The 13323-nt window shown below is 59.8% G+C and carries 11 protein-coding genes; 6 read left to right on the forward strand and 5 right to left on the reverse strand.

Going from position 1 to position 13323, the window contains the following annotated elements:
• Positions 1-22: 22 nt before the first annotated feature.
• Positions 23-472, forward strand: coding sequence for a DUF3846 domain-containing protein (locus MIC97_RS21525; RefSeq protein ID WP_239801977.1), 450 nt, complete (start codon positions 23-25; stop codon positions 470-472).
• A 154-nt stretch (positions 473-626) separates the two neighbouring features.
• Here the strand turns inward: MIC97_RS21525 and traG are convergent, their stop codons facing one another.
• Genes traG through MIC97_RS21540 form a run of 3 tightly spaced genes read right to left on the reverse strand, consistent with a single transcriptional unit; the run spans position 627 to position 3022 of the window.
• Positions 627-2552, reverse strand: a complete 1926-nt coding sequence (gene traG, locus MIC97_RS21530) for a Ti-type conjugative transfer system protein TraG (protein WP_239801978.1) — start codon at positions 2550-2552, stop codon at positions 627-629.
• Positions 2539-2754 (reverse strand): conjugal transfer protein TraD, encoded by a 216-nt coding sequence (gene traD / locus MIC97_RS21535; RefSeq protein ID WP_239801979.1) that lies wholly within the window; start codon positions 2752-2754, stop codon positions 2539-2541. The genes traG and traD overlap by 14 nt, the downstream gene beginning before the upstream one ends.
• Before the next feature lie 4 nt (positions 2755-2758).
• Positions 2759-3022: a TraC family protein gene (locus tag MIC97_RS21540; RefSeq protein WP_239801980.1), complete on the reverse strand. Its 264-nt coding sequence runs from the start codon at positions 3020-3022 to the stop codon at positions 2759-2761.
• Positions 3023-3277: 255 nt separating this feature from the next.
• Here MIC97_RS21540 and traA point away from each other — a divergent pair, with 255 nt between their 5' ends.
• Genes traA through MIC97_RS21555 form a run of 3 tightly spaced genes read left to right on the forward strand, consistent with a single transcriptional unit; the run spans position 3278 to position 8542 of the window.
• Complete coding sequence (gene traA, locus MIC97_RS21545) at positions 3278-6856, forward strand: Ti-type conjugative transfer relaxase TraA (RefSeq protein ID WP_239801981.1); 3579 nt, start codon at positions 3278-3280, stop codon at positions 6854-6856.
• Positions 6853-7386 carry a conjugative transfer signal peptidase TraF gene (gene traF / locus MIC97_RS21550; protein ID WP_345773573.1) on the forward strand — a complete coding sequence of 178 codons (534 nt, stop codon included), beginning with the start codon at positions 6853-6855 and terminating at the stop codon, positions 7384-7386. Before traA ends, traF begins: the two co-directional genes overlap by 4 nt.
• A 7-nt stretch (positions 7387-7393) precedes the next feature.
• The gene (locus MIC97_RS21555; RefSeq protein ID WP_239801982.1) at positions 7394-8542 is read left to right on the forward strand and encodes a conjugal transfer protein TraB; all 1149 of its coding nucleotides are present in this window, start codon (positions 7394-7396) and stop codon (positions 8540-8542) included.
• On the opposite strand, the gene MIC97_RS21560 is transcribed toward MIC97_RS21555, so the two are convergent.
• Entirely contained in the window at positions 8532-9062 is a 531-nt protein-coding gene (locus tag MIC97_RS21560; RefSeq protein ID WP_239801983.1) for a hypothetical protein, read from the reverse strand. The genes MIC97_RS21555 and MIC97_RS21560 overlap by 11 nt on opposite strands.
• A gap of 144 nt (positions 9063-9206) precedes the next feature.
• Positions 9207-11426 carry a methyl-accepting chemotaxis protein gene (locus tag MIC97_RS21565; RefSeq protein WP_239801984.1) on the reverse strand — a complete coding sequence of 740 codons (2220 nt, stop codon included), beginning with the start codon at positions 11424-11426 and terminating at the stop codon, positions 9207-9209.
• Positions 11427-11810: 384 nt separating this feature from the next.
• Here MIC97_RS21565 and MIC97_RS21570 point away from each other — a divergent pair, with 384 nt between their 5' ends.
• Together MIC97_RS21570 and MIC97_RS21575 are read left to right on the forward strand one after the other, a co-directional pair.
• Positions 11811-12866, forward strand: coding sequence for an AraC family transcriptional regulator (locus tag MIC97_RS21570; RefSeq protein WP_275592557.1), 1056 nt, complete (start codon positions 11811-11813; stop codon positions 12864-12866).
• 155 nt (positions 12867-13021) lie between these two features.
• Positions 13022-13252, forward strand: coding sequence for a helix-turn-helix transcriptional regulator (locus tag MIC97_RS21575; RefSeq protein WP_239801986.1), 231 nt, complete (start codon positions 13022-13024; stop codon positions 13250-13252).
• Positions 13253-13323: the final 71 nt, after the last annotated feature.

Genomic DNA, 13323 nt, shown 5'->3' on the forward strand with positions numbered 1-13323 from the left:
ATCGCAATGAAAGGAGACCAGCATGACAAATTTCCTCACTGCCTATCTCGTGGAAGTTGAGCGTCGGACAATCCGGATCGTCACGATCGATCCTGGCAACATTCTTGCCGAAATCCGTCGCCATATCGGTTGTGAACTTATCGACATGGTGCGCATCGACCGGAACCATTGCATCGTCGTTGACGACAATGGTCTCACTGACGAGCTGCCCTGTTTCACCGAGCTGAAAGACTACGGTAGCCCGCTCGCGGGAAACCTGCTGATCATCGGCACCGATGCGGCTGGTGATTCCGTATCGCCAACTCATCCGATCGAGGATATCGCGGCGATGCTGATGATCCGGTATCCGGTTCTGTCTCCGGAGTTCGAGATGCTGCGCGGTCCGCACGTCTTTGGAAGCCGCGTAAGCGGGCTTTCCGTCAAGCTGATCGGGGTGGTCCCAACTGTCCTCACTGAAGAGCGTGCACATTGATGCACGATAGCGGCAGGCGGCTTCGGCCGTCTGTCGCATTTCATTCTTTCGGATGCGGAATTGCGGTTCCGGGCATCCGAATTTTTCCCTGGTCAGCATATGGCGCAACCCGGCTCTGCCTGGACGTCAAGGGACGGTGCTGGCGCACCGAGCCTCATGCCTGTTCCCCCTTCCGGTGGAATCTGTTTGCGCCGACGACCGACTTCATATCGTTTCGCCGAAACCAGATCGCGCGTCCGCACCGCAGTGGCGCATTTCCGGCCGTGAAGACGATCTGCTCATCACCGCGCATGCGTAGGACCTCCTCGGGAAGGATCAGCGCTCGCGACGCCAATTGCTTTGACCGCGTTCGGGACGATCCGGACATAGCCGAAGACCGGCTCAGCTGATCGACCTCGACGGTGGTGTTGCCGCAGCGGCGTGAGATGTAGTCGGCGGTTTCGGGATCGTTGATCGCGGCGAACGATACCCAGGATGCGCTCTCGAACCATTTGCTTGTCGCGTCGCGCCCGCCATAGGCTTCGCGCATCTGGCCGATGGATTGAAACAGCAATACCAGGCTGATGCCATATTTGCGCCCCGCGTCACGCGCGGTTTCGAGAATTCGTAGATAGCCGAGCCGCGCCACCTCATCGAGAAGGAACAGGGTCCGCCCCTTCATTTGTCCATTCCGGTTGTAGACCGCGTTCAGCAACGCGCCGATGATCGTGCGCGCCAAGCCCGGATGCGTCTCCAGTGCTTTGAGATCGAGATTGACAAAAATGTCGGTCTTGTCCTCGCCGATGGCATCGGTCGAGAAAGTCGATCCGGAGACGAGCGCGGCATAGTTCGGATAACTCAGCCAATGGGTCTCCTTGACCGCATTGGCATAGACGCCGGAGAATGTTTCCGGGGTCATGGCGATAAAGGGGGCGACATTCTCCTTGACGAACTCGGATTCGGAATTGTCGTAGATCTTCTGCAGCCGCTCGCGCAATTTCGGCTCCGGCTCCGAGAGGTTCGCCCGCATCTGCCGCAGATGCTGGTTTTCTTTTTCCGTATGCCCGGACAAACAAACATCGGCGATCAGCGCCGTGATGAGCTGCAGCGCCGATGCGCGGAAGAAGTCGTCGCGGATCGAGGTCGACCGTCCGGTATCGGTCACCACCCAACTGGCGACGGCCACGACATCCTCTTCTCGGGTAGCCCCGTACCGGCCGATCCAGTCCAGTACATTGAATCCCGTTGTCGGATACTTGGGGTCGAGGACGAAGACGTCCCGGCCGGCCTTGCGCCGATGCTCGATTACCATGGGGGCAACCTCGTTGGACGGGTCGAGAGCAACGAGGCCGCCACCCCATTTGAGCGCGGTCGGCACCGTCACCGAGGTCGTCTTGAACCCGCCCGATCCGGCAAAGACCAAGCCGTGAGTCGAGCCGAAGGACGCATCAAAGCAGAGAAGTGGCGATCGACCGCCCGCGCCCCATGTCTCAGGATCGTCGGAACGGAATCCGCGATCGGCGACGACATCCTTGTCGACGCGGTAGGCCTCCCCGAGGACGATACCTCCGACTGCGGGGAAGACGCGCTTTGCATCATTCAGCGACATCCACCTAGCCTCGCCGTGGATGGCTCTTTTGCCACGAACACGACGAGGCGATGATGCAGCAAAGGCCGCATTGCCGCGCAGCGCAACGCGCAAAGAAAACATGCTTGCAACGAGGGATAGCATTGCGCCGATCGCTGTTGCCGGATCGACATAGGCAAGGATTGTGGTTTCTGTCGGCAGGCTGCCAGCAAACGTGGCGAGCCGGGTGAATTCCCGGATCGCTGCGACGACGATGATGACCAACGTACCGATCAGCACGCCGCCACCCGCATAGCGGATGGCGGCCGCATCCCTGGCGGCGAACAGAAACACGATGCCAATGCCCGCGGCTGCCACATAGGGCAATGCGATCCCAACCCGCCCGAAGGCAAGCTGCTGATCCGACGTTTTTCCAAGACTTGCCATCCACTGCTCGATGCCGGTGAGCAGCATCAGGGCCGTGACCATGATCACGCCTGGCGCAATAAGCAGTGCGATCCTAGTCGGGTTCACGACCGAACGCCTTTTCGCCGATTTCGGTAAGCCGTGCCCGCTCCGTGTCGTCGCCCTTGATCCTCAACTTCGCGTCGATGAGCAAACCGAGCAGAAGCGAGCGCTTCTCATAGCGCAGGCCTGCTTTTGCGACCAGGCCGCCCAGCGCGATCTTCTCCCGCGTGTCTTTCTTACGGGCTTCGTCTGTCTCTATTTTTTTCATCCGCTTATGCCTCTCCAGCCTGCCCCGCAGGCGCGCCAGCCGCGACCGGCGCGGGCGTCGGTTTGTTGGTGCGCCCTCCCCCCTTCCGAAACTTTCTCGCGATTTCCTCGAGCGCGGCAACAAGATCGCTCTCTTCGATCTCGATATCGCCAAGCCCTACTCTGAGTGCGAGCCGGCCGATGCGTTCAGCCTCCCGGGTTTCAGCGGCCTTGAGCTGCTCCTGAAGACGCGCGATTTCTTCCCTGATTTTCGATGACGGTTTTCTCATTCCGGTGGCTCCTTTCTTGCTCGACTGGCCTTCGGCAGCGGCAAGAATCGGCCGGGATCGCGCTTTGCGCGACCCGGCATAAATGCCGGGTCGGCGGAGCCGACACTTCTTGAAATGATCCCGGCGATCCGAAGGATTGCCTCCAAGGGCGCAATTATACGTCGCTGGCGCGACGCGTTTGCTTGTCCGTCCTCTAGCCGGCCCGTGAGCTGCCTTCGGTGCGTTGGATCAACCGGAAGAAGGGGTGGCGCTGCCGTGGCCATCGCGCATTTCTCAGCCAGCATCGTCAGTCGCGGGAACGGCAGCAGCGCAGTGCTGTCGGCGGCCTATCGCCACTGCGCGCGGATGGATTTCGAGCGCGAGGCCCGAACGGTCGACTATTCCCGCAAGGCCGGATTGCTGCACGAGGAGTTCGTGATCCCGGCCGACGCACCCGACTGGCTGCGAACCATGATCGCGGACCGGTCGGTCGCAGGGGCGGCCGAGGCATTCTGGAACAAGGTCGAAGCCTTCGAAAAACGGGCGGATGCCCAGCTTGCCAAAGACCTCACCATTGCGTTGCCGCTCGAGCTGACCGCCGAGCAGAACATCGCCCTGATGCGCGATTTTGTGGACAGCCAGGTGCTGGCGCGCGGCATGGTGGCCGACTGGGTCTATCACGACAATCCGGGCAATCCCCATGTCCATCTGATGATGACGTTGCGCCCGCTCACCGAAGACGGGTTCGGCGCCAAGAAGATCGCGATGATGGGGTCAGACGGCCAGCCGCTCAGGACGAAAACCGGTAAGATCCAGTATGCGCTATGGGCCGGCGGCATCGAGGAGTTCAAGGCGGTTCGCGACGCCTGGTTCGAGCGGCTCAATCATCATCTGGCGCTTAATGGGATCGACCTGCGCGTCGATGGCCGGTCATACGAAAAACAGGGCATCGCGCTTGTTCCGACCATTCACCTGGGCGTCGGCGCCAAGGCGATGGATCGCAAAGGCCAGGCGAGCGGCGCGTTGCCGGACCTTGAACGCCTTCAAATCCAAAAGGAGCGTCGGGCCGAGAACGCCCGTCGTATCGAGACCAATCCCGAGCTGGTGCTGGATATCATCACCCGCGAAAAGAGCGTCTTCGACGAGCGTGATGTGGCCAAGTTGCTGCACCGCTATATCGACGATGCGAACCGGTTCCAGAACCTCCTGGCGCGCGTTCTGCAAAGCCCCGAAATCCTGCGGCTCGAGCGCGAGCGCGTCTCGCTTGCAACGGGGAAGCGTGAACCGGCCAAGCTCACCACGCGGGAGTTGATCCAGCTCGAAGCCGGGATGGCGTCACGGGCAATCTGGCTGTCGCGGCAGTCCTCGCATAGCGTTCATCGCCGAGTGCTGGAAAAGACCTTCGCGCGCAACGCCCGCCTCTCGGCCGAGCAGCGATCGGCCATCGAGCATGTCGCGGGAGGCAAGCGGATCGCCGCGATCGTCGGCCGCGCCGGCGCCGGCAAGACCACGATGATGAAGGCTGCTCGCGAGGCATGGGAAGCGGCCGGTTATCGTGTCGTCGGCGGCGCACTGGCGGGCAAGGCGGCCGAGGGGCTTTCGAGCGAAGCCGGGATTGCCTCCCGAACACTGTCGTCATGGGAACTGCGCTGGCAACAGGGACGAGACGGTATTGACGAAAAGACCGTTTTCGTCCTGGACGAGGCCGGCATGGTGTCGTCACGGCAGATGGCCCTCTTTGTCGAGGCGGCGACGAAAGCTGGCGCCAAGCTCGTGCTTGTCGGCGATCCCGACCAGCTCCAGCCGATTGAGGCGGGCGCCGCGTTTCGCGCCATTGCCGATCGCATCGGTTATGCAGAGCTCGGGCAGATCTATCGCCAGCGCGAGACTTGGATGCGGGCGGCGTCGACCGATCTGGCCGGCGGTCGGATCGGCGCTGCACTCGCGGCCTATGACCAGGCCGGCATGGTGCGGACCGAATGGTCGAGGGACGAGGCGATCGCCGCTCTGATCGAGGACTGGAACATCGATTTCGATCCGACGCGAACAGCATTGATCCTCGCGCATCGACGGGTCGATGTGCGCGAGCTGAACGAGCGCGCCCGCGGGAAATTGGTTGAACGCCGGGCCATCGAAGTCGGCTATGAGTTCCGAACCGAGGACGGCCCCCGCAACTTCGCCGCCGGCGACCAGATCGTGTTTCTCAAGAACGAGGGATCGCTCGGCGTCAAGAATGGCATGCTGGCCAAAGTGGTCGAGGCCGCTCCCGAGCGTATCGTCGCCGAGATCGGCGAGGGTGATGAACGCCGCCAAGTCACGGTGGAACAGCGCTTCTACGCCAATGTCGATCACGGCTATGCCACCACGGTCCACAAGTCTCAGGGCGCTACCATCGACAGCGTCAAGGTCCTCGCCTCCCGCACCCTCGACCGGCATCTGACCTATGTCGCGCTCACCCGCCACCGTGATGCTGCCCAACTTTATGTCGGCATCAACGAGTTCACCAAGCGCGGCGGCGTTCTCGTCGATCACGGCACAGCTCCCTACGAGAACAGCAAAGAGAACCGCGACAGCTATTTCGTGACGCTGGAGACGTCGGAGGGCCAGCAGAACACGATCTGGGGCGTCGATCTGAAGCGTGCGATGAACGAGGCCGCCCCCGAAATCGGCGACCGGATTGGCCTAGAGCACAAGGGTTCGCATCCTGTGACGCTGCCCGACGGCCAGACGGTCGAGCGCCATTCCTGGAAGGTGGTCGACATTCGAGAGCTCGCCATGTCGCGGCTGGCCGAGCGTCTGTCGCGCGACGGATCGAAGGAAACCACGCTCGATTACGAAGGTGCATCGGCCTATCGCGCCGCACTGCGCTTCGCCGAAAATCGCGGGCTCGATTTGATGAATGTCGCGCGCACCCTGGTGCGCGACCGGCTCGAATGGACGGTTCGGCAAAAGCAACGGATTGCCGATCTGGGAACTCGCCTCATGACAATCGCCGGGCGGCTGGGTCTCGTCTCGGGCTCTCGGCAGCAAACCCATTCCACCGATATCAAGGAGCGCCTGCCCATGGTTGCCGGCATCACCGTGTTCCCGAAATCTGTCGAGCACGCGGCCGAGGACAAGCTCGCCGCTGACCCTGCGCTCAAGACGCTATGGGAGGACGTCTCGACACGTTTTCACATGGTTTACGCTCAGCCCGAAGCCGCTTTCCGGGCTATCGATGTCGATGTCATGCTCAAGGATCCGGTGACCGCCAAATCCACAATCGCAAAGATCAGTAGCGACCCGGAGAGCTTCGGCCCGCTCAACGGCAAGACCGGCATTCTCGCCAGCCGGGCGGACCGAGAGGCGCGTGAAACCGCCAAAGTCAATGCGCCGGCGTTGGCCCGGAACCTCGAAAGCTACCTTCGGCAACGGGCGGAAGCTGAGCGCAAGCATCAGGCCGAGGAACGCGCTCGCCGGGCGAAAGTCTCGGTCAATATTCCCGCGCTCTCCGACCACGCACGGCAGGTCCTCGAGCGCGTGCGTGACGCCATTGATCGCAACGACCTGCCGGCGGCGCTCGGCTTCGCCCTGGCTGACCGAATGGCCAAAGCTGAAATTGACACGTTCAACAAGGCTGTGTCGGAGCGGTTTGGCGAGCGGACGCTGCTCTCGAACGCGGCGCGGGAGGCAAGTGGCCCGGCGTTCGAAAAACAGGCATTCGGTATGGCGCCTGCCGAACGGGACAAGCTTGCATCGGCCTGGCTGCTTCTGCGCGCCGGCCAGCAGCTCGCAGCCCATGAGCGCACGACCCAGGCGCTAAAGGAAACGGAAGCTCTGCGGCAATCCCAACGCCAATCCCAGGTGCTCAAGTGAGCCACCGGCGGCGGGCGGTGGCCATCATCGGCTTGGGCGCAATGGTGCTGGTCTTGCTGTTCGCAGCAGCTCAACTGCTCGGGTTGCGAATAAATCTAACACCCAGCTATCCGCTCGGCCTCTGGCGCATCATGCCGCTCGAACGGCAGGTGGCTGCCGACGATCTGGTTTTTGTTTGCCCTCCGCCTACACCGGAGTTCGAGATGGCGCGCGACCGCGGCTATCTCAGTGCTGGTCTTTGCCCTGGATGGATGAGCCCGCTTCTCAAGACCGTGGTGGCGCTGCCAGGTCAAACCATCGTTATCGGCGAGTTGGTAACCATCGACGAGCGCGTGCTGCCGGAATCGGTGCTTCGTCCTGTCGATGCCGAGGGCAGGAAGCTCTCGGCCTTTGTCGGCGGCGTCGTGCCCCCCCACCATGCCTTTCTTCACTCCAGCTTCGCAGGTTCCTATGACTCGAGATATTTCGGGCCGATCCCCTTGTCCGGTCTGCTCGGCCGGGCCCATCCCGTCTTCACCTTTGGTCCGTGACACTGTTTTGTCCGTCGCCCTGGCGGCGGTTGCTGTCGCTAGCGGTATCGTGGGCTGGAGCGGGGAGCCGCTCTTGCTTCCGATCGCCATGCTGTTCCCCGCGTTTTGGGCCTTTGCGCCCTCTCGGATCGGCGCTGTCCTGGTGTCTGCGGGGTATTTCCTCGCCGCTTCGCGGGGATTGCCACAGGGTGTGGCCAATTTCTACGGCAGCGGATTTGGGGCAGGCTTGGCCCTTTGGATCGGCGCAGCGGTCGGCTTCACTCTGGTCCATTCCGTTCTCTGGACCGCTCGGTCGAGCATGGTCCGGGCAAGTCGCTATCTCCTGGTGGCCATGCTGATGAGCGTTCCGCCCTTCGGGATTGTCGGCTGGGCGCATCCGATCACGGCGGCGGGGGTCGTATTCCCAGCCTGGGGCTGGTGGGGTCTTGCTGCCGCTGCGATCGGCCTCTCCGTCATGACGACGAGGTTTTGGCCGATCACGATCCTGATACTTGGAGGTCTCTGGATCTGGTCCGCCGCAACGTGGACGGCGCCCACTGTGCCGGAAGGCTGGATCGGTCTCGACACGAAATTTGGCGGCGGGCAGGATGCATATGCCGGCTACGATCAGCACCTCGAAACAATTGCTATGGTGAGGGCAGCGGCAGCCGACGGCGCAACAGTCGTCGTTCTACCTGAGGGCGCCGCCGGCATCTGGACCGATACAGCCGACAGGCTTTGGCGGAGTGCGTTTCATGATGTTGACGTTACCGTCAACGCCGGCGCGATCATCGTGAATGCCGAGGGCTACGACAATGTCATGCTCGACTTATCGAGGGGGGAAGCCTCTGTGCTCTATAAGGAGCGGATGCCTGTGCCGGTATCTATGTGGCAGCCCTGGCTTGCACTCTCGGGCCAAGGTGGCGGCGCGCAGGCGCATTTCTTCGCCAATCCGTCCGTGGAATTCGCCGGCAAGCGGATCGCGCCGCTCATCTGCTACGAGCAGCTCCTGATCTGGCCGGCCTTGCAATCGGCCATCTATGCGCCCGAAATTATCGTGGCCACCGGAAATGGATGGTGGACGACCGGAACAAACATCGTCGCCATCCAGGAGGCCGCAGCCGTCGCTTGGGCTCGCCTCTTCGATATCCCGCTGATTCTAGCGTTCAACACCTGAAAAGGATAAGAGCCGCCGACCGTACATGGATCAAGCAGAACATCGTGCTGATGACGGATATCGTCATATAGAAGACGACATGACCTTGTGCGTACGCATCACCAAAAGGGAAAAGTGCGGCCGCCCAGGTCGTAAAACCGATGCCCAGCACAGCAGTAAGTCGTGGAGTCCGGCGAAGCTCTCGTAAAGCTCTCTCCGCAGTGAGCGTCTCGCCACGGGTTCGCCACCAGACCACGAGCCGAAACGCGCATATTGCCGTCAAGCCGAGCGATACATAGATGGTGAGCCAGATTGGCGCGCTATGGTAGAAGCTCGCTGCCAGCATCCAGCTATTCACCACCAGAATGAAATAGAGCAGAGGGATGAGCCGCGAAAGCGCAGCGCACTGTGCCTTCAATAGTTCAGGATTGCGGGCGTCTATGGAGAAATACTCTATTACGCCTCGCGCAAAACGCCCGGTGTGTATCGTGAGCTCCGAAAGGTTCTCCAGTGAATTGTGCTTGATCTGATTCTTACGCACACTCGGTTCCTCAACTTGAACGTTCCCCAGTTGTCCTGGCGGTATTTGGTTCGCACGTGGAACTCGCTGCGCAGTGCAACTGTGCAGCGAGAGGGTTGCTGGATCTGGCTCCCGGGTTGTGGTCGTGGCGACGCCTATGCCGGGTTAGAACTCGTCCCAAGACTCCTTGAGGGCAGCATTACCGTGGGCGCGAAACTGATGCACCGTGGCGGCCTGAACTTTACGTTGAAGTCCGCGGACCGGTGGCTCATCATAATGGGAGTCTTCCCCCGCGACGCGGAAAACACGAACAATGCCGTCCAGTTGGCCGGCCTGCTCCTCGGTTTGTCCTATTGTGGCATTGGTCTGTTCGACGAGCGCGGCATTCTGTTGCGTGATCTCGTCCATCTGCTGGACTGCGAGGCTGACCTCGTGAATTGCAGACGCCTGCTCGCGGTTTTGACGAGCGATGATTTCGAGGCGTGTCGCGGAATCCTTCGCGCTTCCAAGCAGCTGGTTCAACGTCTCCGAAGTGGCAGCGACCAGCTTGGTCCCGACTTCCACCTCATGCGTGCTCTGGCTCACGAGAGCTTTAACTTCTTCGGATGATCGTGCGACCGATTGCGACAGTGTCCGCACCTCACCTGCAACGACAGCGAAACTTCTTCCTGCTTCCCCGGCGCGTGCAGCTTCGACCGATGCGTTGAGGGCAAGGAGGTTGGTTTGAAAGGCAATCTGGTCGATGACCTCGATTATTTCCGCCACGCGCGCTGTGCTCGACGTGATACGATCCATGGCATTCTTCGTTTCCGCCATCATCTGCCGCCCCTCTTCGGCGGCTCCCGATGAGTCCTGCGCGATAGTGCTGGCTTCCTCGGCTTGGCGTGCGTGCTCGACAATAGAGGTTGAGAGCTGTTGGATGGCGGCGGACGTTTCCTCAATGGTCGCAGCCTGACGCGCCGTGCGGGCAGACAGATCATTGGCGCCAGCAAGAATCTCCGTAGTCGCCGTCTTCAGGTTTGCCGATGTTGACCGAAGATTGGCCACGATCTGCGCAAATCGCAGCAAACTGCTATTGAAGGCCTGGCGGACGTCATCGAGCTCCGGAACGAATGCGGTGTCGATTGTGGCCGTAAGGTCACCCTCTGCCAGCCTGGCAAGTCCGTCGCGGATGAGATTCACGGCGGCTTTGCGCCCTGTGACATCGATCGCGAATTTGACGATCTTGTAGACATGCCCTTGAGCGTCGAAAATCGGGTTGTACGAGGCCTCGATCCAGATCTCCTTGCCGCCTTTGCCGAAACGCTGGAATTCGGCAACCTTGGATTCTCCACGACCCAGCGAGGACCAAAAATCCGAGTATTCTGGACTGAAGCGAGCCTCCTCGGAAACGAAAATGCCGTGATGGCGACCTTGAATCTCTTGGAGGCTATATCCGGTAACGTCCAGGAAGATCTGATTTGCCGTGCGGATCGTTCCATCAACTTCGAATTCGATGACAGCCTGCGATCTTGAAACAGCTTCGATTTGCCCTTTGGCGTCAAGCGCGGCGACCATGCGCTCTGCCTCGACGGCCGATAACGCCTCAACCTTAAGACCATTCTGTCGGAAGACCTCGACCGACGCTGCCATCTCTCCGATTTCATCTGACCTGCCGAGATGTGGAACGGCCATTTCATAGCTGCCGTCCGCCATCCCCCTCATTGCAGCGGAGAGTTTGCCAAGCGGGCGAGTAACCGACCGGCTGACTACGGCTGCAGCGGCGATCGCAAGCAGTGCGGCAATACCCAATGACCACAGCGCCAGCGCCTGGAAGCTGCTGGCAGCCTGATGAACCTCCCTGCCGATCCGCTGATTAGCCTCTTCATGGTGATCGATGAACTCGTTGATCGCCGCCAGCCAGCCGTCAAAAAGAGGGCGTACCTCCGCGAGTGCACGGGTCAGCGCAGCCTGTGAGCCGGATCCCTTGTATTCAATTATTCTGGCCACAAGCGGGTTGGCTTGCGACTGCACCAGCGCGATGTTTGCGAGGATATGGCGTTCCCGCTCGCTAGCGCCAGCAGGCCCGTCAATCATCCGGGTCATCGCTATTTCATTTTCTGCGTAGTCGTCGGCGAGCTGCTCGATCAACGTTATAGCCGATCGCACTTCCGGCCCATCGAGAAGTACAACGTCGCGAATGGCGATAGCGCGATCGTGAACACTACCTCGGAAGTTGATTGCATAGCGCTGCTTTACAGCATTTATCTCATTGATCTGGGTGAGGTTCGCATTAAGGGCGTTGACCTGAGTTACGGAAATCCATGTAAGGCCCAACATCAAAGAAAGCATAAAGCCAAAGCCGAGGCCAAGACGAGTAGTAATGCCAAATCGAAGTTTATTCATTTGTTTGTCTAGTCCACCCTAGTCCTGACGGGGATACTCGCTGAAGTCGTGCTAGATGTTGGCCCGAAGCCCATTAATTGTGTCATGTGGCGGCCGGTATAAGTGACTGATGTATAAGAATTATCCGTGCGGTGCTGTTGCGGGGCCGATCGGCCCCCGCCAGGTTCTGCGGGGCGTTCATAGTAGGGAACACAGATATCTCAGCCATCGACCCCCAACCGAAAAATAGAGAGTTTCCATGTCTCTTTGACTTAGAAGTTGTTATCAGATTATGAATTTAGAAAGGACGATGGACGGATGTAAGCTTTTAACGACTAGTATGCCGCCTAGCCAATACTAGCGTACAAAGAAAATTCATATTTGAGGACGTTTTAGGGAGCGCGCATGAAACCCAGTCTGACACGTGACCGATATATTCGAGCTGCAGTGTTGGGAGGCTACCCAGAATTGGTCAGGAAAGTCGGGGGAGACTATGCTGCCATGATGGCTCGAGCCGGTATCGATGTTGCCGCGCTAGCCGACCCCGAAATGTTGATTTCATGGCGATCGTTTGGGGATCTGCTCGAGCGGAGCTCGCTGGAGCTGGAACGATCTTCGCTCGGCCTAGACTGGGCAGAGGCGGTGCCGGCGCCGTTCTCGAACTATGGTCCTATGGGATTGCTGGCGAAATTCAGTGCGACCCTGGGAGAGTGGTGCACGGTTTCGCGGGACTACTGCCGCTACCATACGAACGGATTCGAGGTGGAACTGCTGTCGTCTGACGATGGCGCGGACATCATACTTCGTTTTGCCAGTGATGAAATTGTTCCGCCTTCGCGCCACCAGATGGAACACACCCTCGCAAATGTCTGCGGCATGGTGCGAAGTCTGGCAATTTTCGGTGACGAAGCGTTTCGCCGAGTTCGCTTCCGCCACTTCGAGCCGGAAGATGTCACCGCACATGAGCAGCTATTCCGCTGCCCTCTCGAATTTGGGTGCCCCCACTACGAACTGGTTTACGCGCGAGAAATGCACGATCTGCCGATTGAGCATGAGAGTCCGATTCTGACCGGACTGTTTGAGAGGTACTTCCATTCTCGAACCGGGCGGTCATTCGCGGCCGAATCTTCGATTCTCGCGGCGGTCGGCGTGGCGATCCCCAGCCTGATCGGTACACAATACTGTTCTTTGGTTCATGTTGCCGAACTGCTCGCGATGAGTCCCAAAGCCCTTCAGAGACGCCTGGCGAAAGAGAATACAAACTTTGCAGCTATGCTTGACCAGGTTCGGGAACGTGTCGCCGCTCAGCTCCTAAGCGGGACCGACGCCCCGATAGCGAATATCGCGGGTCTTCTTGGATACGCTAGCGCTCCGCCGTTCACCCACGCCTTCAAGCGATGGACGGGTGATTCCCCCCGCGATTATAGGAAACGCCATCGAGCCATCGGCTCCGGGAACTGAAAATAGTTTCGAAGCGTGTGATTTCGATGTAGGCTACGTTCGTACCCTCTCTTTGGACATTAGGTGGTGGCTGTTCCACCATATTGACTTTGCTACCTCCAAAATGATCCTTAAAACCCGTCGCCTTAAAACCAACTTTGCTCTGTTCTTGCCGCGTGAAGAAAAATCACCCTGGCAGGCTACGCGCGATCATTGGTTCAAATATCCGACGGCACCGGAAAGAGCGGGGGCTGAGCCAGCAGGATTTTGCCCTCGAGATCAATATGGATCGAACCTATTTTGCTGGCGTCGAGCGCGGCGAGCGCAATGTTTCCCTCGACAACATCGAGCGGATTGCCGACGGATTAGGTGTGGAACCCTTCGTCCTTCTTCGGAACGATGCGTAGCAGCGGATGCCCCACGGAAAAGATGGGGGCATGGATGTGACTCGGTTAAGTCTTATCGTCGAAAGATTGCT

It is taken from the genome of Aquamicrobium sp. NLF2-7, assembly GCF_022359935.1.
GTDB lineage: Bacteria > Pseudomonadota > Alphaproteobacteria > Rhizobiales > Rhizobiaceae > Mesorhizobium > Mesorhizobium lusatiense.